At 61.4% G+C, this 17863-nt stretch carries 15 protein-coding genes and 1 pseudogene; 8 read left to right on the forward strand and 8 right to left on the reverse strand.

Annotated features, from left to right (window positions below; all coding sequences use genetic code 11):
- Nucleotides 1-4: 4 nt before the first annotated feature.
- From B9Z48_RS07835 to B9Z48_RS07850, 4 genes are read right to left on the reverse strand one after another with little or no spacing between them, the layout of a single operon-like run.
- Nucleotides 5-319, reverse strand: coding sequence for a 2Fe-2S iron-sulfur cluster-binding protein (locus tag B9Z48_RS07835; RefSeq protein WP_108377740.1), 315 nt, complete (start codon nucleotides 317-319; stop codon nucleotides 5-7).
- A gap of 18 nt (nucleotides 320-337) precedes the next feature.
- Complete coding sequence (locus B9Z48_RS07840) at nucleotides 338-1630, reverse strand: glutamine synthetase family protein (RefSeq protein WP_108377741.1); 1293 nt, start codon at nucleotides 1628-1630, stop codon at nucleotides 338-340.
- 23 nt (nucleotides 1631-1653) lie between these two features.
- Nucleotides 1654-2919, reverse strand: a complete 1266-nt coding sequence (locus B9Z48_RS07845) for a cytochrome P450 (protein WP_108377742.1) — start codon at nucleotides 2917-2919, stop codon at nucleotides 1654-1656.
- Entirely contained in the window at nucleotides 2916-3653 is a 738-nt protein-coding gene (locus B9Z48_RS07850) for a type 1 glutamine amidotransferase (protein WP_108377743.1), read from the reverse strand. The genes B9Z48_RS07845 and B9Z48_RS07850 overlap by 4 nt, the downstream gene beginning before the upstream one ends.
- A gap of 155 nt (nucleotides 3654-3808) precedes the next feature.
- Between B9Z48_RS07850 and B9Z48_RS07855 the strand changes: the two genes are divergently transcribed.
- The 5 genes from B9Z48_RS07855 (at nucleotide 3809) to B9Z48_RS07875 (ending at nucleotide 9397) form a co-directional block, all read left to right on the forward strand.
- Nucleotides 3809-4768, forward strand: coding sequence for a helix-turn-helix domain-containing protein (locus tag B9Z48_RS07855; RefSeq protein ID WP_158273234.1), 960 nt, complete (start codon nucleotides 3809-3811; stop codon nucleotides 4766-4768).
- Nucleotides 4765-5640: a DMT family transporter gene (locus B9Z48_RS07860; RefSeq protein WP_108377745.1), complete on the forward strand. Its 876-nt coding sequence runs from the start codon at nucleotides 4765-4767 to the stop codon at nucleotides 5638-5640. The genes B9Z48_RS07855 and B9Z48_RS07860 overlap by 4 nt, the downstream gene beginning before the upstream one ends.
- Nucleotides 5637-6707 (forward strand): M14 family metallopeptidase, encoded by a 1071-nt coding sequence (locus B9Z48_RS07865; RefSeq protein WP_108377746.1) that lies wholly within the window; start codon nucleotides 5637-5639, stop codon nucleotides 6705-6707. The genes B9Z48_RS07860 and B9Z48_RS07865 overlap by 4 nt, the downstream gene beginning before the upstream one ends.
- A gap of 146 nt (nucleotides 6708-6853) precedes the next feature.
- Nucleotides 6854-7831 carry a tripartite tricarboxylate transporter substrate binding protein gene (locus B9Z48_RS07870; RefSeq protein ID WP_108377747.1) on the forward strand — a complete coding sequence of 326 codons (978 nt, stop codon included), beginning with the start codon at nucleotides 6854-6856 and terminating at the stop codon, nucleotides 7829-7831.
- Nucleotides 7832-7936: 105 nt separating this feature from the next.
- Nucleotides 7937-9397 (forward strand): amidase, encoded by a 1461-nt coding sequence (locus B9Z48_RS07875; protein WP_089960972.1) that lies wholly within the window; start codon nucleotides 7937-7939, stop codon nucleotides 9395-9397.
- 78 nt (nucleotides 9398-9475) lie between these two features.
- Here the strand turns inward: B9Z48_RS07875 and B9Z48_RS07880 are convergent, their stop codons facing one another.
- The 3 genes from B9Z48_RS07880 to lgt all read right to left on the reverse strand — a co-directional run bounded on the left by B9Z48_RS07880 (nucleotide 9476) and on the right by lgt (nucleotide 12789).
- Nucleotides 9476-10462 (reverse strand): tripartite tricarboxylate transporter substrate binding protein, encoded by a 987-nt coding sequence (locus B9Z48_RS07880; protein ID WP_089960975.1) that lies wholly within the window; start codon nucleotides 10460-10462, stop codon nucleotides 9476-9478.
- Between the two features lie 60 nt (nucleotides 10463-10522).
- On the reverse strand, nucleotides 10523-11905 hold the full coding sequence (locus tag B9Z48_RS07885) for an alpha/beta fold hydrolase (RefSeq protein WP_108377748.1): 1383 nt from the start codon (nucleotides 11903-11905) through the stop codon (nucleotides 10523-10525).
- An 86-nt stretch (nucleotides 11906-11991) separates the two neighbouring features.
- A complete protein-coding gene (lgt, locus tag B9Z48_RS07890; RefSeq protein WP_108377803.1) occupies nucleotides 11992-12789 on the reverse strand; it encodes a prolipoprotein diacylglyceryl transferase in 798 nt (265 codons plus the stop codon).
- 103 nt (nucleotides 12790-12892) lie between these two features.
- Here lgt and ilvD point away from each other — a divergent pair, with 103 nt between their 5' ends.
- Nucleotides 12893-14596, forward strand: a complete 1704-nt coding sequence (gene ilvD, locus B9Z48_RS07895; RefSeq protein ID WP_108377749.1) for a dihydroxy-acid dehydratase — start codon at nucleotides 12893-12895, stop codon at nucleotides 14594-14596.
- 105 nt (nucleotides 14597-14701) lie between these two features.
- On the opposite strand, the gene B9Z48_RS07900 is transcribed toward ilvD, so the two are convergent.
- A complete protein-coding gene (locus tag B9Z48_RS07900) occupies nucleotides 14702-15109 on the reverse strand; it encodes a heme-binding protein (RefSeq protein ID WP_089961151.1) in 408 nt (135 codons plus the stop codon).
- A 190-nt stretch (nucleotides 15110-15299) separates the two neighbouring features.
- Between B9Z48_RS07900 and B9Z48_RS07905 the strand changes: the two genes are divergently transcribed.
- Together B9Z48_RS07905 and ltrA are read left to right on the forward strand one after the other, a co-directional pair.
- Nucleotides 15300-15992, forward strand: a complete 693-nt coding sequence (locus B9Z48_RS07905; RefSeq protein ID WP_089960990.1) for a Bax inhibitor-1/YccA family protein — start codon at nucleotides 15300-15302, stop codon at nucleotides 15990-15992.
- A gap of 453 nt (nucleotides 15993-16445) precedes the next feature.
- A pseudogene (ltrA, locus tag B9Z48_RS07915) lies at nucleotides 16446-17838 on the forward strand (group II intron reverse transcriptase/maturase).
- Nucleotides 17839-17863: the final 25 nt, after the last annotated feature.

Below are 17863 nucleotides of genomic sequence, written 5' to 3' on the forward strand. Positions count from 1 at the left end.
ATTTTCAGTCAGGCACATGCAGCACGATGCCGTCCAACGCAGCAGAGGCCATCAACTGACAGCTCAAGCGGCTGCCGCTTTGGCGTGGCGCAATGACGATGTCGAGCATGGCGTTTTCGACCTCATCCATCGGCGGGCAAGCGGCCAGCCAGACTTCATCGACATAAACATGACAGGTGGCGCACGACAGGCAGCCGCCGCATTCGCCCGCCACGCCGGGGATGCCGTTCATCTGCGCGGCGTCCATCAGGTTGGTGCCGTCGTTCACGTCATCGCTCACGCGGTCGCCATTGCTCATGATCCAGTGCACTTGGGGCATGGGGTGGGTTCTTTCAGATCAGATGAATCGGATGTAGTGGTCGCGCAGGGCATCGCCTTCGAGGCCTGCCGTGCGCTCGATCTCGTGGCGCTTGATGCCCACATGGTTGGCCACCAGGCCTTCGCCCAGGGCTTGCGTCAGTACGGTGTCAGCTTCGAGCGCATCCAGTGCGCCCGCCAAGGTGCCCGGCACGCTGTGGGTGGCATCCTTGTTTTCCAGGCAATCGCCGGTTTCGGCGGGCTGCAGCTTGTAAGCGTTGGCCACGCCCAAACGGGCAGCCTGCAGCACGGCGGCAGTGTGGGTGTAAGGGTTGGCGGCAGCGTCGCCCATGCGGTGCTCGATGCGTGCGCCCGGACCGCTTTCAGCCGACAGCCGCACCGTGACGCCCCGGTGGTCCACCGCCCAGTTTTGCCAAAAGCCCGAGAGGCTGGCCGGTTGCAGGCGCTGGTAGGAGTTGGCGCTGGGGGCCAGCAGTCCCGCCAGGGCCTGGTGGTGGTGCATCAGCCCGGCTGTGCAGCCCAGCGTCAATGCATTGAACTGGCTGGCGTCGTGCCCACCCGAGATGGCGTTGTGGCCCTGAGCATCGCGCAGGCTGAAATTGATGTGCACGCCGCTGCCCCCCACCGTGAGGATAGGCTTGGGCATGAAGGTCAGCACGATGCCGTGCTGGAAAGCGACTTCACGCGCCAAGAGGCGGAACAAAAAGATGTCGTCCACCGCCTTGACGGCGCGGTCGTATTTCAGCGTGAACTCGAACTGCGGCGCGTCGTATTCGGTGTTCATGCTGTCGATGCGAAAGCCCGCGGCCGTGGCTTTTTCCCACAGGGCATCGGTGAAGCCCCTCGGGTCGGAGAATGGACCGGTTGAATACACATGGGCCGCAGGGGTGTCGTAGGGTTTGAGCGAGCCGTCGGGCTCAATCTGGAAGGCAAAAGCTTCGAGCTCAATGCCCACCATCGGGTCGTAGCCCATGGCCTGCCAGTCGGCCACGGCGCGCTTCAAGGCGCTGCGCCCGCACATGGGCAGAGGCGTGCCATCGTTGGCTTTGAGGTCGCCAATGGCCACTTGGGTGAACGGCTGCCAGCCGGGGCGGATGTCTTCGGCGGTGTAGGCCGCTTCCATGTCGGGCAGGCCTTCCATGACCATGGCGCCAGGGGCCGGGATCAGCTCTTTTTCATAAGTCACCCCAAAGGTGCCGCGACAAAAGCGGGCACCGCCGCCCTGACCGGCTTGGAGCGTGACGTATTTGCCCCGCGCAATGGCCAGGTGGTCGCAAAACAGCACCCGCAGGCGTTCTTGAACATTCGACATGGTGATTCCTTTCAAACCTAAGCTCAGATGAGGTGCATGCGCACCGGCAGGCGTTTGATGCCACAAACAAAATTCGAGCGCAAAAAGGCGTGTTCGCCCGTTTGCTCAATGCGGTCGACACGTTGGATCAACTCTTGCAGCAAGACGCGCAACTCCAGCCGCGCCAGCCACATGCCCAGGCAGGCGTGCGCCCCACCCTGCCCAAACGACAGGTGGCGGTTCACGCCCCGGCTGAGGTTGACGGTGAAGGGCTGCTCAAAGGCCCGCTCGTCGCGGTTGCCCGAGATGAACCACAAGAGCACCTTGTCGCCTGCCTTGACCTGTTTGCCGTGGTACTCGAAGTCCTCGGTCGCGGTGCGGCGGAAATGGGTGGCGGGTGATGCCCAGCGGATGAATTCGTCGGCCACGCCTTCCCAAGCGGCCTCGCCCTGCACCGCCTTGAGTTGCTGCATCAGGCCGGGCTGGTTGGCCAGCGCGTGCAAGGCGGCGGCGATCGAATAGCGGGTGGTGTCGTTGCCCGCTGCCACCAGCAGGCAAAAGAAGTTGCGGAACTCGGTGTCGCTGATCACGTTGCCCTGCGCATCGGGTTGGGTGATCAGGTGCAGCACGCCGCTTGTGTCACCCGCTGCGCGTTTGCGCTCCATCATCTGGGCCGCGTAGTCGAACAAGTCAGCCCCGGCAGGTGAGCGAAATGGCATGAAGCGGTAGGCCTCGGTGTCCATTTTGTCGACCACATGGCTGGTGAAGTCGCTGTCGGTGTTGGCCATGAGCGCGTCACCCTTGTCCACCAGCCAGTCCAGGTCTTCTTCGGGCAAGCCCGCGATGCGCCCCAGCATGCGCATGGGCAGCTGGCGGGCGATCTGGTGCGTGGCGTCAAACTCACCCAGCCCCAGCGCTTGGTCGAGGATGCCTACACAGAGCTCGCGGATCTGGTCTTCGTACAGCGCCATCATGGGCTTGGAAAAAGCCTTGGCCACCAGCATGCGGGTGCGGGTGTGCTCGGGCGGGTCGGTCTCCTGAAAGGTCCGCCGCGCCATGTACTCTTCATGCGTCTGGTCCTCCATGCGGATGCCTTGGGCCGAAGACAAGCGCTGATGGTTGCGGTTGAGCTCCAGGATGTCGGCATGCCGCGTGACCGACCAAAAGCCCTTGCCTTCGGACCAATCGCACCAGGCCATCGGGTCCTCGTCGCGCAGGCGCTTGAAGGTGTTGTGCGGCGTGCCGTTCACATAGCTGTCGTGGTCCGCCAAGTCGGCGTGGCCATCGTCGGTGGGGTGCCAGACGGTCATGGGCGGGTGTTCCTCGCGTGTTCAATGAATTGCGCCATCCACTGGCCAAACAGCGGCACATCGGCGGCCTGCTGCAGGCTGCCGTGGGCGCGAGCCAGGGTGTCGTTGTCGAGCTTGTCGGCCAGGTAGCCCAGCAGCGCCTGCATAAAAACCAGCGGCATTTCGGGGTGGTATTGGGTGGTCCAGATGTGCTGGCCGATCTGCATCGAGCCGATGGGACAAAAATCGCTGCTCCCCAGGCATTCGGCCCCCTCGGGCATGTGGGTGACTTGCTCGTTGTGGGCCGCCATCAAGGTGGTGGTGCTTTGCGCAGGAAGCATCCAGGGGCGGGTGTGATGCCAGTGCGTGGGCGCTGTGCCCAGACCCCAGCCTGCAGCGTTGCGCGCCACCTGCCCGCCCAGCGCCCGGGCCACCGCCTGGTGGCCAAAGCACAGGCCGATCAGCGGCTGGCGTGCGGCATGCACGGCACGGATGAAATCCAGCAACGGCCCCACCCAGGGCAGGCTGTCGTCGTTGACCGAAGCCGGGCTGCCGGTGATGACATAGCCATCAAAAGCCTCAGGGCCGCTCGGAAACATGCCGTCCTTCACCGAAACCACTTCAAAAGACCAGTCAGGCCGCAAGGGCTGCAGCAGCTGGACGACCTTTTGTCCGTCGTTCGGAAAATGCGCGGCAAACGCCGAGGTGTCGTTGTTGGTCAGCAAAACGGCGATATGCAAGTTCGGCAGGTTCATCGGGTGTCTTTCAAGCTAACAGCCATGCTATGCACAAGGCGCTCATGGCGCTATCAAGTTTGGGCATCACACACCCCGGGTTTTCACGAAAAAGCCTGCCCATGCGAAACAGGCACACTCAGGTCCATGCCCCAGCTGACTGTTTTGACTTTTTGATGACCTCACCCACCCCCGATTCGCCCTGGGTCCAAGTGCTCGACACCCAGGACATGGACCAGCACGCCCTGGCCCAGCAAGGCTGGGCGCTGCAGTACGAACAGCTCTCGCCCGGCCAGTTCAAGGGGCGTATCCACCAGGTTCACCTGCCCGAGGTGACGCTGCTGCGCGAAGACACCAGCATCGCCTTACGCCAGCGCGGGCGGCTGCATGAGAGCGTGTACGGCTTTGCCATGGCGCTGCAGGACTCCTCCGACCTGTTTTTCAACGGCCAACGGGTGCCCGCCCACGCCATCATGTGTGGCAAGGGCGACGAGGTGGACCTCACCACCCCGCCCCACTTCACCCTGATGGCCGTGGTCGTCAACCGCAGCCTGCTCAACCCGCTGTGGGAGCGCATGTACCAAAAACCCCTGGCGCATTGGCTCGAAAAGCAGCTGGTGCTGCAAACCACCGACATCAAAGCCCAGAACCTGCGCGACATGCAGCTCACCGTCCTGGACCAGGCCAGCGCGCTGGCCCACCGCCAGCACGACCCCCAGGCCCTGCGCCAGCTGCGCGACGAGATCCTGATGGAATGGCTCGAAGCCTTGCCTGCGAAGGTCGACACCTCGGAGTTGCCCACCCTGGAGCGGAGAAAAAAACTGGTGGACCGCGCCTGCGAGCTGATGCTGGGCCACGCCGACGAGCCCCTGTCCATCCTCGAGGTCTGCAGCCGCTTGGGCACCAGCCGCCGCAAGCTCAATTACTGCTTTCAGGATGTGCTGGGCACCACGCCCATCAAATACCTGCGCTCGCTGCGCCTGAACAGCGTGCGCCGCGCCCTGCGCCAGGCCGCCCCAGGCGTCACCATCCAGGACATCGCCTCGCACTGGGGCTTTTGGCACCTGAGCCAATTCGCCCAGGACTACCGTCGCCTGTTTGGCGAGCTGCCCTCCGACACGCTGCACAAGCGATGAGCACCGCCCGCCAAACCCAGCTCACCGCCATCCTGACCATGGTCGCGGCCATGGCTTGCCTGTCGACGCAAGACACCTTCAGCAAAAAGCTGATGCTCAGCGTGGCGCCCGTCATCATCATCTGGACGCGCTATGCCCTGCAGACCGCGCTGGTCAGCGCCACAATCTGGCGCAGACAATCGCCCGAACTGTGGCGCACACGGCAGTGGCGTCTGCAGTGGCTGCGAGGCGCGCTGGTCGTGGGGGGCAGCGTGTTTGGCTATGGCGCTTTGCAGCGCATGCCCGTGGCCGAGTTCACAGCCATTTATTGCCTGGTGCCGCTGGCCGTGACCTTGGTCGCCCGCTTTGTGATGAAAGAAAGCGTGTCCTGGCTGCGCTGGCTGTGTGTGGCGGGCGGCATGACGGGTGCTCTGCTGGTGGTGCGTCCAGGGGGCCATGTGGACCCGACGGGTGCCTGCCTGGCACTGCTGGGGGTGGTCTGCTACACCGGCTTTCAAACCCTGACAGGGTACTTGGCGCGGCAGGACTCGCCGCTGACCATCCAGCTGTGCACCAGCGCGCTGGGCTTGGCGCTCATGTCGGCCGTGGTGCCGTTTTTCTGGCCTGCCCAGATGCCTTGGCCCGACTTGGCCCTGCTGGGTTTCGTAGCACTGGCGGGCTCTTACGGGCAGTACTTCATGGTGCTGGCGTTTTCCAAAGCGCCCGCCTCGGTTTTGTCGCCTTACCTTTACACGGCCATCGGGTTTTCTGCCCTGGGCGGCTGGTGGATGTTTGACCACCTGCCTGACGCCCTGGCCCTGTGCGGCATGGGGATGATCGCGGGCTTTGGCCTCGCCGCAGGCTGGCTCAACCAACACAAGGCCACACCATGAGCACACCGCTTTTCAGCCCCAGCTATCGCGAGGCCCGCGCTCGATTTGTGCTGGCCGCGCAAGCCTGCAACGCACAGTTGCACATTAACGCCATGTCACTGCCAGGTGCAAATGGCGAGCAACTCGCCATGGATGTGGCCGTGCACGGCCCGGCCGATGCCGCACAAGTGCTGATGACCACCAGCGCAGTGCACGGCATCGAGGGGTTTTGCGGCTCGGCCATCCAGACGGGCTTGCTGCAAAACCTGACGCTGCCGCCTGGAGTGGCCGTGGTGCATGTGCACGCAGTCAACCCGCATGGGTTTTCACATGCGCGCCGGGTGAACGAAGACAACGTCGACCTCAACCGCAACTTCATTGACTTTTCCCAGCCCCTGCCGGTCAACTCTGACTACGCGCAGGTTAATGAACTGCTGCTGCCCACCCACTGGCCGCCCAGCCCAGAGGCCAGCGCTGCTTTGCAGGCTCAGGCCGATGCCTGGGGCGAGCGCCGCATGCAGCGTGCCATCACCAGTGGGCAATACCAGTTTGACCTGGGCGTCTGGTTTGGGGGCTTGGCCCCCACTTGGAGCCACCGCACGTTCAGGCAGGTGCTGCAAAAGCACCTCAGGCAAGCGCACCAGATCGCCTGGATCGACCTGCACACGGGCTTGGGGCCGCACGGCCATGGCGAGCGCATTTTTGCTTGCACCGACAACGGCCAGTCCCTGCAACGCGCCCGCCAGTGGTGGGGGCCAGACATCACTTCGGTAGATACGGGCACGTCCCAAAGCGTCCCGCTCTCGGGCCCGATCCAGATGGCCATTTATGAAGAGTGCCCGCAAGCGCAGTACACCGGCATTTGCTTGGAGTTCGGCACCTTGCCCCTGGCACAGATGATCCAGGCCATGCGGGCCGATCACTGGCTGGCCCTGCATCCTGAAGCCCCGTCCGAGCAGCAACACGCCATCCGTGCCGACATGCTCCAGGCCTTCAACCCGCCCTCGCCCGCTTGGCAAGAACAGGTCTGGCAGCAGGGATTACTTGCGGCACAGCAGGCCATCCAGGGCTTGGTTACAACAGACTGAACCGGGTCACCCTCCGCTTTTTCGGGAAAACCCCGCCCAGGGTTTGCAAGTTTTCGATAGCTTGAAACCCGTATCTTGTTCAGACTTTGGTTCTGCTGCGGGGTGTCAAGCGCCCCACTCCAAAAAGACACACAAGGACGACACCCATGATTTCACGCCGAACGATTTCCAGCCTGCTCGCAGGCCTGCTGGGCAGCTTGATGGTGCTCAGCGCCTCTGCACAAAGCTTTCCCAACAAGATGGTCACTTTCATGGTTCCCTATCCGGCAGGGGGGGCCTCTGATGCTGTGGCCCGCATGGTTCAGATCGAGTACGAAAAAAGCCTGGGCCAAAAAATCATGGTCGAAAACCTCGGTGGCGTGAGCGGCGCTCTGGGCATTCAAAAGGTTCTGGCTGCACCGGCCGATGGCTACTATCAAATTCTGGGCACGCCCATGGAGTTGGTCATGGCCCCCCTGGCGCTTTCGGCGGTGAAGTTCAAGCCCGAAGAACTTCGCCTGGCCAGCCTGATGGGCCGCACATCCATTGGTCTGGCGATCCGCAAGGACATCCCGGCCAACAACATCGATGAATTTCTGGCTTGGGCCAAAGGCAAACAGGTCAGCTATGCCAGCGTGGGCCAAGGCTCGCTGTACCACATCATGGGCGAGCAATTCAAAGCGCAAAGCAAACTCGACATGCTGCACGTGCCCTACAAAGCAGCTGTGCAAATCTTCACCGACCTGGGTGGCGGCGCGGTGGACATGAGCTTTACCCCTCTGGCAGGACCGGCCCCGGGCATGATCAAGGACGGCCGCTTCAAGTTGATCGGCGTGTCCTCGCCCCAGCCTCACACGCTTTTCCCCAACGTGGCGCCGATCAGCGCCCACAAAACCTTCCCGGGTTTCAACTTTGACATCTGGATCGGTCTGCAAGTTCCCAAAGGCACGCCCGAGGCCGCCGTTCAGAAAATCAACCAGGCCATGAACGAAGCCATCAAGAGCGAGGCTTATGTCAAAGGCATGTCCACCACGGGCAGCCAGATACCTGCGCCCATGAGCATGGCCGAGCTGGACAAGTTTTACTATGGCGAAGTGGAACGCTACCGCGCCTTGTTCAAGGCCGCCAAGGTCGAACCGCAGTGAAACACTGAGTGCGCAGCGCACCCGTGCTGACGCTCGCGCCACCCGGGACATGCTCACCCCTCGTGACATGCCCGGGTTTTTTCATTCCAGCCTAACTTGTTCAGCATGACCGATTTCACTTACAGCACCGCCACCGAAATGATGGCCCGCCTGCGCGCAGGCGAAGTGACCAGCAGCCAATTACTCGCACAGCACATCGCCCGCGTCGAGCAGCGCGATGGCCCGATCAACGCCGTGGTGGTGCGCACCTTTGAGGCCGCCCGCGAACGCGCCGCCCAAGCCGACGCGGCGCGTGCCCATGGCGAAGACTGGGGGCTGCTGCACGGCCTGCCCATGACCGTCAAAGAGTCGTTTGACCTGCCGGGCACGCCCACCTGCTGGGGCTTTCCTCAGTACAAAGACAACATCGCACAACAACCAGCCGTGGCCGTGCAGCGCTTGCTGAACGCCGGGGCGGTGGTGTTTGGCAAGACCAATGTGCCGGTGGCTTTGGGCGATTGGCAATCGTTCAACCCGGTCTATGGCACGACCCATAACCCCTGGGACCTGAGTCGCACGCCGGGCGGATCGTCGGGCGGGGCCAGCGCGGCGCTGGCCGCAGGCATGACGCCGCTGGAGCTGGGCAGCGACATTGGTGCCTCCATCCGCAACCCGGCGCATTACTGCGGCGTTTATGGCCACAAACCCACCTGGGGTGTGGTGCCCATGGAGGGCCACCAATTGCCCGGTGTGCGCTGCATTGACAGCCTGGACATTGCCGTGGCAGGGCCGCTGGCGCGCAGCGCCCAGGACCTGCAACTGGCCATGCAGGTGCTGACCACCCCCTTGCAACAGTTTGGCCCCATGGGTTGGACGCCCGCCCAATGGCGGCAGACCGACAAAGCCCCCTGGCAATGCCGCGTGGCCATCGTCTACGACGACCCCGAGGCTCGGGTGGACCAGAGCATCCAAGACCGGCTGCACGCGTTGGCCGACTTTTTACGGTCGCAAGGCGTGACCGTGCTGGACGACCACCGCCCGGTGGACAGCGCGCAGTCGCACCGTGTGTACTCCTACCTGCTGCGCTCGGCCACTGGCGCCTGGCTGGACGACGCGACCTTTGCCCGCTTTCAGGCGCTGGGCCAGCAAGCCGACCCGGCACTGGACACCATGCGCGAGCGCGTCTGGCGCGGCAGCACCCTGACGCACCGCGACTGGGTCGAGTTTGACCAGCAACGCGCCGTGCTGCGGACTCAGTGGCAAAGCTACTTCGAGACTGTGGACCTGCTCATCACGCCAGTGGCCACCTCGCCCGCCTTTTTGCACAACCAGCAAGGCGAACGTTGGGAGCGCATGCTGCAGGTCAACGGCCAGAACCAGCCGCACACCGACAGTCTGTTCTGGGCGGGCTATCCCGGCTTGGTGGGCCTGCCCGCCACCGCCATCCCGATCGGTCAAAGCCCGGACGGCTTACCCGTTGGCGCGCAAATCATCGGCAACAGTTTGGCCGACCCGCTGTGCCTGAACATGGCCCGCTGGCTCGAAACCGAGTGGTGCGGCTTTGTGCAGCCACCGCACCTGGCTTGAACCCCCCAAATCACACCGTGCCCCTGACTGGCCACCCACTGGATGGTCTGAGCAAGGTCACAGCACAAGGTCGCAAGGTCAATCCACCGTGATTTTTTCATCCTTCACGATTTTGGCCATGGCCGGAATTTCTGACTTGATCCATTGGCCAAACTGCTCAGGTGACATGTTCGAGGGCTCGGCCCCCAATGTGACCAAGCGCTCTTTGATGTCGGGCATGGCGGCGATCTTTTGGACCTCTGCATTGAGCTTGTCCACAATCGCTTTGGGCGTTCCAGCAGGTGCCAAAAGACCCTGAAAACTGCCGGTCAAGAAACCCGGCAGGCTCTCACTGATGGCGGGTACATCGGGCAACTGGCCATTGCGCTTGGTGCTGGACACCGCAATGAGTTTGATTTTTCCGGCTTTGACATGTGGGTAGGTGGCCACCATGCCATTGAACATCACATCCACCTGGCCACCGATCAGATCGGTGATGGCCTGTGCCCCACCTTTGTAAGGCACATAACCCCACTCGATACCCTGCCGCTGGGCAAACATGACACCGGCCAGGTGCGTGGCGCTGCCCATGCCCGCCGCCGCTGCGTAATTGAGTTTGCCCTTTTGTGCTTTGGCGTATGCCACCAATTCAGCGGGTGTGTTGGCGGGCACCTTGGTGCTGACGGCCAACAGGTGGGGTGAATAGGCCACCATGCCGACGGGAGCGAAGTCATTGAGCACATTGAACGGCAATTTGTACAAAGCCGGGCTGATGACCAGGTTGCCCACATCCATGAGCACCAAGGTGTGACCGTCGGGGGCCGACTTGGCGACCCAATCAGCGCCCAAATTGCCGTTGGAGCCCGGTTTGTTGTCCACCACCACGGGCTGACCCCAAGACTCGGTCAGCTTTTGGCCGACCAAACGGGCCAGCACATCGGATGTGCCGCCTGCCGGAAAAGGCACCACGATCCGGATCGGTTTGCTGGGGTAAACGGTCGGGCCAGAGGCGGATGTCTGGGCCTGCGCCTGCAAACCCGCTAACACGGCGATGACGCCAAAGGCCAGTGAAAAGCTTTTTTTCATGGTGCATGTCTCCTGTGGTTGTAATTTGGCTGAAAACGAACTTGCAAGCGCCGGGGCACTTCAATAGGTCAACTCCAGCACTGTGGTGCGACCCTCGGCCATGGGCCAGGTCAAGCCGACCAGGCGCTCACCGTTGAATTCTGCGGCCACAGTTCGCTGGGTTTTGTCATCCAGCCGCAGTTTGGAACTGGCCACACCCGCTCCCGGGGGCACACCCGGCAAGCTCGTTTTGCCGTCCAGGCGCATGCTGTCACGCGGCGGGTCAAAGTAGCCACGGGGCCGCACAAAACTGACCAATGCAGAAGCCGACCGGTCGGCCTCGGCCACGCGCTCGGGCTTCATGTGAACAATGTCGCTCGAGCGCGGGAATGGGCTGCGGTAAATGTGTGTCGTGGCATAGCCCTTGGCCGTGATGACAAACTCATAAGTTGCTTGTGATGTGCCTTTGAAAGGCCCCCAAAGCCCGTCTACTCCCACCGTTTTTTGATGAACCGCAGCGCCTTTGCGCTGCCCTGTCACGGGGTCAATTTCATAAACCTCTAGGCCTGCACCAGCCAGTGGCAAATTGTTCACAAAGTTGCCACTCTGCGCGTCTTGTGGATTCAAGCCCAGACCCACCACTTTGCCGTTCAAAAGCACCGAAGCCTCGGTTTGGATGCCCAAAGCAGGCGTGCGACCCGTGATGAAACGGTAAGTGGCTTCAAAAGCCGCTGCCGAATAAGAGGTTTCGCGGTGGTCAATGCGGGGGATCACCACGTTGGTCGCCCCTTTGAGCTCCGGGCCGGCAAAAGTCACGTTGGTCGCTTTGCCTTTCATGCCAATCCACAGGCCATCGGGCTGCGCAAACTTGTCGTTGTTGTCCGAACGGATGGTCATCCATTTGGCTAGGCCACAGACCTCGTCGCCCTGTGCATTTTTGGGCGCATTGAGCTGACTCAGAAAGGGTCCAGTGCCGGAAAATTCATTGGCTTCGTTGACGCCGGGAATAGCCTGAACACCGTGATTGGGTGTGCCGCCCAGCACCGCATGGCTGACGAGGTTTTGCCCCCCACCATTGCAGATGAAGTTGCGAATCGCATTGCCACCCCGCGAGTTGCCGACCAACACCACCTGCGCGGCACCGGTTCGCTTCAAGACCGCTTGCACTTCTTCGCGCAAAAAGGCCATGTGCTCGGCGGTGGAGGTGCGGCCCGCTTGGGGCCTGTTGTCGGCGTCTCGCGCCAGGGGATAGGGCACATCGATGGCATGCAGGCGTTCGCGCGGCCAGCCGTTGGATTCAAAGCGCCACATCGTGCTTTGCCACAGGGCGGCCGTGTCCCCATTGCCGTGGACAAACACCACGGGCGGTTTGTCAGCCCCCGCAGTGCGCAAGGTACCCGAGCAGGCCCCCAGCAACAGCGTGGACAAAGCAGCAAGCCAAAGGTTTCTGCGCAGCAAATTCATGGGACCCGTCCTTCCATGTCAAAAGTGCTTCATGGTGAAGGATTCCGTTCACGGGTGCTGACCCGAAGGTGTCAGCCCTCACCCTTTCAATTGGGTTTTCGGGCTGAGAAGGCCCACAAAGCCACGCCGCCCAACATCATCGGCACACACAACCACTGCCCCATGCTCATGCCCAGACTCAAAAGGCCCAGATGCGCATCGGGTTCGCGGAAAAATTCGGCCACAAAGCGGAAAAAACCGTAGCCGAGCAAAAAGGCTGCCGACACTTGGCCGGTGGGACGGTCTTTGCGGGCAAACCACCACAGCAACACAAACAACAGCAAGCCTTCCAGGGCAATTTGGTAGAGCTGCGAGGGGTGGCGCGGCAAATCGCCCGCCCCCCGGAACACCATGCCCCAAGGCAGCGAGGGGTCGGCCACTCGGCCCCAAAGCTCGCCATTGAGGAAATTGCCCACCCGACCAGCGGCAAGTCCCGTGGGCACACACGGCGCGACAAAATCCATGACCTGCAAAAACGACCGCTGTCGGCTGCGTGCAAACCACACCATGGCCAAGATCACGCCCAGCAAGCCCCCATGAAAACTCATGCCACCTTGCCAGACAGCCAGGATTTCCAGGGGATTCGACAGGTAATAAGCGGGTTTGTAAAACAGGCAATAACCCACGCGCCCGCCCAAAATGACACCGAGCACGCCCAAAAACAGGATGTCTTCCACATCGCGTTTTTGCCATTGCGGCAGGTGTTTGAAGGGCGCATGGCCCAGACGACGCACGCCCAACCAGAAAAACAGGCCAAAGGCGGCCAAATAGGTCAGGCCATACCAATGGATGGCCAAGGGGCCCAATTGCAGGGCGACGGGGTCAATTTGAGGATGGATCAGCATGCCCGGATTGTGCACCGGAGATGCCTCGCACTCGACACCAAGACCCGATAAGCGCCCGTTAGAATGTGGCGACCTTCTTTTGGGCTTCTATAGAGACACCACCATGAGCGACAAAATCATCCCGATCACCCCCATCAACCGCCGCAGCGCCAACATCACCCAGGGCAAATCCCGCGCCCCGAACCGCTCGATGTACTACGCCATGGGCTATGAAGAGGGGGATTTCGTCAAACCCATGGTGGGCGTGGCCAACGGCCACAGCACCATCACCCCGTGCAACAGCGGCCTGCAAAAGTTGGCTGACGCGGCCATCCAAGGCATTGAAGAAGCCGGTGGCAACGCCCAGGTCTTTGGCACCCCGACCATCTCGGACGGCATGGCCATGGGCACCGAGGGCATGAAGTTCTCGCTGGTCAGCCGAGAAGTCATTTCGGACTGCATCGAAACCTGCGTGCAAGGCCAGTGGATGGACGGCGTGCTGGTGGTCGGCGGCTGCGACAAAAACATGCCCGGCGGCATGATGGGCATGCTGCGCGCCAACGTGCCGGCCATTTATGTCTACGGCGGCACCATCTTGCCCGGCCGCTACCAAGGCAAAGACCTGAACATCGTGAGCGTTTTTGAAGCCGTGGGCGAAAACGCTGCGGGCAAATTGAGCGACTTCGACCTGAAAGAAATCGAAAAACGCGCCATTCCCGGCACGGGTTCTTGCGGCGGCATGTACACGGCCAACACCATGTCCTCGGCTTTCGAGGCGCTGGGCATGTCCCTGCCCTACTCGTCGACCATGGCCAACCCGCACGACGAAAAGCAGAACTCGGCCAAAGAATCGGCCAAAGTGCTGATCGAAGCCATCAAGAACGACTTGAAGCCCCGCGACATCGTCACCAAAGAAGCCATTGAAAACGCCGTGGCCGTGATCATGGCCACAGGTGGCTCGACCAACGCGGTGTTGCATTTCTTGGCCATCGCCCACACCGCAGGCGTGGACTGGACGATTGACGACTTCGAGCGCATGCGCAAGAAAATCCCCGTGATCTGTGATTTGAAGCCCAGCGGCAAGTACCTGGCGGTTGACCTGCACCAAGCGGGCGGCATTCCCCAAGTCATGAAAACCTTGCTTGCAGCTGGTTTGCTGCACGGCGACTGCATGACCATCACTGGCAAAACCATTGCCGAAAACCTGAAGGACGTGCCCGACGTTCCTCGCGCTGACCAAGATGTGATCCGCCCGATTGACAAGCCCATGTACGCCGAAGGCCACTTGGCCATCCTCAAGGGCAACCTGTCGCCCGAAGGCGCCGTGGCCAAGATCACTGGTCTTAAAAACCCCGTCATCACTGGCCCAGCCCGCGTGTTCGACGACGAACAATCGGCCCTGCAAGCCATCTTAGCAGGCAAGATTCAAGCCGGCGACGTGATGGTTTTGCGTTACCTCGGCCCCAAAGGCGGCCCCGGCATGCCCGAAATGCTGGCCCCCACGGGCGCGCTGATCGGTGCCGGTCTGGGTGAAAGCGTGGGCCTGATCACCGACGGTCGCTTCTCCGGTGGCACCTGGGGCATGGTGGTCGGTCACGTTGCCCCGGAAGCCGCAGCAGGCGGCACCATCGCTTTTGTGAATGAAGGCGACAGCATCACCATTGACGCACACAAGCTGATTCTGGAGTTGAACGTGCCCGAAGCCGAACTGGCCAAGCGCCGCGAAGGCTGGAAAGCCCCCGAGCCCCGTTACACCCGTGGCGTTCAGGCCAAGTTCGCTTTTAATGCATCAAGCGCGAGCAAAGGCGCTGTGCTCGACCTGTATTGATGCGTTCTTGACGCCCACAAAAAAGCCGCTTTTCAGCGGCTTTTTTGTGGGTCAATGGTTTTGGCAAAACGGTCAGGACAGCCCCAGGCTGCCCTGATCAGACCATCACAGACCGATGGCGGCGATACCGGCTTTGGCGATCTGAGCGTCTTCGTTCGACTTGACGCCACTCACACCGACTGCGCCCAGGCAAAAACCGTCTTTCATGATCGGCACACCGCCTTCGAGCATGCCGTGGATGGTCGGAGCCGACAAAAAGGAAGTGCGTCCACCATTGATCACGTCTTCGTACACCTTGCTCTCGCGGCGACCCAAAGCTGCGGTGTGCGCTTTGGCTGGGGCGATGTGCGAAGACACGGGAGGCGCACCGTCCAGACGGGCAAAGTGCAGCAAATGGCCACCCGCATCCACAATGGCGATGCTGACTGCCCAATTGTTCTGGAGGGCTTCGGCTTCGGCCGCAGCGGCAATGGCTTTGACATCGGACAGTTCGAGAGAGGATTGGGTTTTCATGGGCGTGAGGGTCTGAAAAATGAAAACCACAAGCATACACGGGCCCGCGCCCTCGATTGCTCACTTCAACGCAAAACTGATGCACCCGTATAACCCCATCAACTGCCGGGAATCCCAGGAGTCAAGCCAAAGCGATGAGGGTCACCCTACAATGAGACCACCTTTAATCAGGCATGACAGGAGATACACCATGAGCGACCTTCAAACTCTCAATTCCAATGGCTGGGGCCATGTGGACACAGCGGCTCGCAACCGCGTTCTGCGCAACACTTATTGGCTGCTGGCCTTGAGTCTATTGCCCACTGTTTTGGGCGCTTGGCTTGGCGTGGCCACTGGCATCACCCGTTCACTGTCCGGCGGCGTGGGCCTGATTGTGTTCATGGCCGGAGCCTTCGGTTTCATGTTTGCCATCGAAAAAACCAAAAACTCTGCGGCTGGCGTGCCCGTCTTGTTGGCCTTCACCTTCTTCATGGGTTTGATGCTGTCCCGCATGATCGCCATGGTGCTGGGCTTCAAAAACGGCTCCGAACTGATCATGACCGCCTTTGCAGGCACAGCAGGTGTGTTTTTCGTGATGGCCAGTTTGGCCAGTACCATCAAACGTGATCTGTCAGGCATGTCCAAGTGGCTGTTTGTCGGTGCTTTGGCCATCATGATCGGCGGCATCATCAACGTGTTTGTGGGCTCTACTGTGGGCATGATGGTCATCTCGGTCATGGCCATTGGCATTTTCAGCGCTTACATGTTGTATGACCTCAAACAGATCATCGATGGCGGTGAAACCAACTACATCAGTGCCACCTTGGCTTTGTACATGGACATCTTCAACGTTTTCCAAAGCCTTCTGGCTCTGCTGGGCATCATGGGCGGCGAACGCGACTGATAACGGTCCTGTGGTTCCATCAAAAAGGCTCCCTCGGGAGCCTTTTTGACGTGTGCGCCCAGCATGGGCGCACACCTGCGGGTGCAAGTCCCGCTGCGAGCTGGTCACAGTGAGCTTGAGTGTTGCGCAACTGCGTGAGGGCGACCGAGCGTGGGAAGGAAGCGTGGAGCGTTAATCGTGAGCCGATGAACAAGAACCGCATAGAAGGCGTTGCCAAGCAGGGCGAGCGGGCACGAAACCGCGAAGCTCTTGTGACCAAGGCGAGGTGGCGTAGATGCGGCGGTTGTGCGATGAAGGTGTGCGACCCTTACCTGGGGAGATCTCGCCTTGTTTCTGAAAGGAAGACGGCTTTGCCGGAGCGAGAAGTCAGCAGAGGTCGTAGTAGTTGGAGCCGGGGCCGCTGAGGCCACAAGGCAAGAGCGAAGGACCGAACGAGAGTGAGTAACCGAGGACATGCAAAGCCACAAGGTCATGCGTCAGATGCCGGAGCGATCCGGGCGGGCAGGAAGGCGGCACGGTGAAGCCGGGCCAGACACTGCCAGCGACGAAACCCGAGGTACGTTGCATGAGCACCCGGATACAGGGTCGGCAAAGCAACTGGCAGGCACAGGTGGCCTGCTGGAGGCGGCGCTGACAAGGGCAGAACCTGCAGGCGGCATGGAAGCGGGTCAAGGCCAACAAAGGTGCAGCCGGGGTTGACGGGCTCAATATCGAGCAAACCGCCCGTTTGCTGCAAACGAGCTGGCCGGACATTCGCCAAGCGCTGCTGGCAGGAAGCTACCGGCCCAGTCCGGTACGCAAGGTATTGATTCCCAAACCGGACGGCAGCCAGCGCGAGCTGGGCATCCCGACGGTGACAGATCGACTGATCCAGCAAGCCCTTTTGCAAGTGCTGCAACCGTTGATCGACCCCACCTTCAGCGAGCACAGCCACGGGTTTCGACCGGGCAGGCGTGCGCACGATGCGGTCAAGGCTGCACGGGCGTACGTCCAATCGGGCAAGCGCGTGGTGGTGGACGTTGACCTGGCCAAGTTCTTTGACCGGGTCAACCACGACATCCTGATCGACAGGCTCAAAAGACGCATCGACGACGCTGGAGTCATCCGGTTGATTCGGGCTTACTTGAACGCCGGGATCATGGATGGCGGGGTGGTGGTCGATCGCCATCTGGGCACGCCGCAAGGCGGGCCACTCAGTCCGCTGCTGGCCAATGTGTTGCTCGACGAAGTGGACAAGGCGTTGGAGGCGCGGGGCTACTGCTTCGCGCGCTACGCCGACGACTGTAACGTCTACGTGGGCAGCATCAAGGCTGGCGAGCGGGTAATGGGGTACCTCAGAAAACTGTACACGGGCTTGAAACTTCAGATCAACGAAGCCAAGAGCGCGGTGGCCAGTGCCTTCGGGCGCAAGTTTCTGGGCTACGAGCTGTGGGTGGCCAAGGGCAAAGAAGTCAAATGTGCGGTGGCCTACAAGGCACTGGACAACTTCAAGGCCCGCATCCGGCAACTCACGCGCCGCTCGGGTGGGCGCAGCATGGCGCAAGTGGTGGAAAAGCTGCGGCCCTACGTGCTGGGCTGGAAGGCGTACTTCGGGATGTCGCAAACGCCCAGGGTCTGGCGAGAGTTGGACGAGTGGCTGCGTCATCGGTTGAGGGCCATCCAGCTCAAGCACTGGAAGAGGCCCCGGGCGATCTATCGAGAACTGAAGGCATTGGGAGCAAAGGAGAACGTGGCGCGGCAAGTGGCGGTGAATAGCCGTCGCTGGTGGCGCAACAGTGACCGGCTGCTCAAGACGGTGCTGACGATTGCGTACTTTGATAGGTTGGGAGTGCCAAGGCTGTCATGACCTCAAGCTCTCGAACCGCCCGGTG

The sequence above is a fragment of the Limnohabitans sp. WS1 genome (assembly GCF_003063265.1).
Lineage (GTDB): Bacteria > Pseudomonadota > Gammaproteobacteria > Burkholderiales > Burkholderiaceae_C > Limnohabitans_A.

Coding starts and splice junctions, on each gene's coding strand:
- B9Z48_RS07835 (WP_108377740.1), bottom strand. CDS start 319: ATGCCCCAAGTGCACTGGATCATGAGCAATGGCGACCGCGTGAGCGAT.
- B9Z48_RS07840 (WP_108377741.1), bottom strand. CDS start 1,630: ATGTCGAATGTTCAAGAACGCCTGCGGGTGCTGTTTTGCGACCACCTG.
- B9Z48_RS07845 (WP_108377742.1), bottom strand. CDS start 2,919: ATGACCGTCTGGCACCCCACCGACGATGGCCACGCCGACTTGGCGGAC.
- B9Z48_RS07850 (WP_108377743.1), bottom strand. CDS start 3,653: ATGAACCTGCCGAACTTGCATATCGCCGTTTTGCTGACCAACAACGAC.
- B9Z48_RS07855 (WP_158273234.1), top strand. CDS start 3,809: ATGACCTCACCCACCCCCGATTCGCCCTGGGTCCAAGTGCTCGACACC.
- B9Z48_RS07860 (WP_108377745.1), top strand. CDS start 4,765: ATGAGCACCGCCCGCCAAACCCAGCTCACCGCCATCCTGACCATGGTC.
- B9Z48_RS07865 (WP_108377746.1), top strand. CDS start 5,637: ATGAGCACACCGCTTTTCAGCCCCAGCTATCGCGAGGCCCGCGCTCGA.
- B9Z48_RS07870 (WP_108377747.1), top strand. CDS start 6,854: ATGATTTCACGCCGAACGATTTCCAGCCTGCTCGCAGGCCTGCTGGGC.
- B9Z48_RS07875 (WP_089960972.1), top strand. CDS start 7,937: ATGACCGATTTCACTTACAGCACCGCCACCGAAATGATGGCCCGCCTG.
- B9Z48_RS07880 (WP_089960975.1), bottom strand. CDS start 10,462: ATGAAAAAAAGCTTTTCACTGGCCTTTGGCGTCATCGCCGTGTTAGCG.
- B9Z48_RS07885 (WP_108377748.1), bottom strand. CDS start 11,905: ATGAATTTGCTGCGCAGAAACCTTTGGCTTGCTGCTTTGTCCACGCTG.
- lgt (WP_108377803.1), bottom strand. CDS start 12,789: ATGCTGATCCATCCTCAAATTGACCCCGTCGCCCTGCAATTGGGCCCC.
- ilvD (WP_108377749.1), top strand. CDS start 12,893: ATGAGCGACAAAATCATCCCGATCACCCCCATCAACCGCCGCAGCGCC.
- B9Z48_RS07900 (WP_089961151.1), bottom strand. CDS start 15,109: ATGAAAACCCAATCCTCTCTCGAACTGTCCGATGTCAAAGCCATTGCC.
- B9Z48_RS07905 (WP_089960990.1), top strand. CDS start 15,300: ATGAGCGACCTTCAAACTCTCAATTCCAATGGCTGGGGCCATGTGGAC.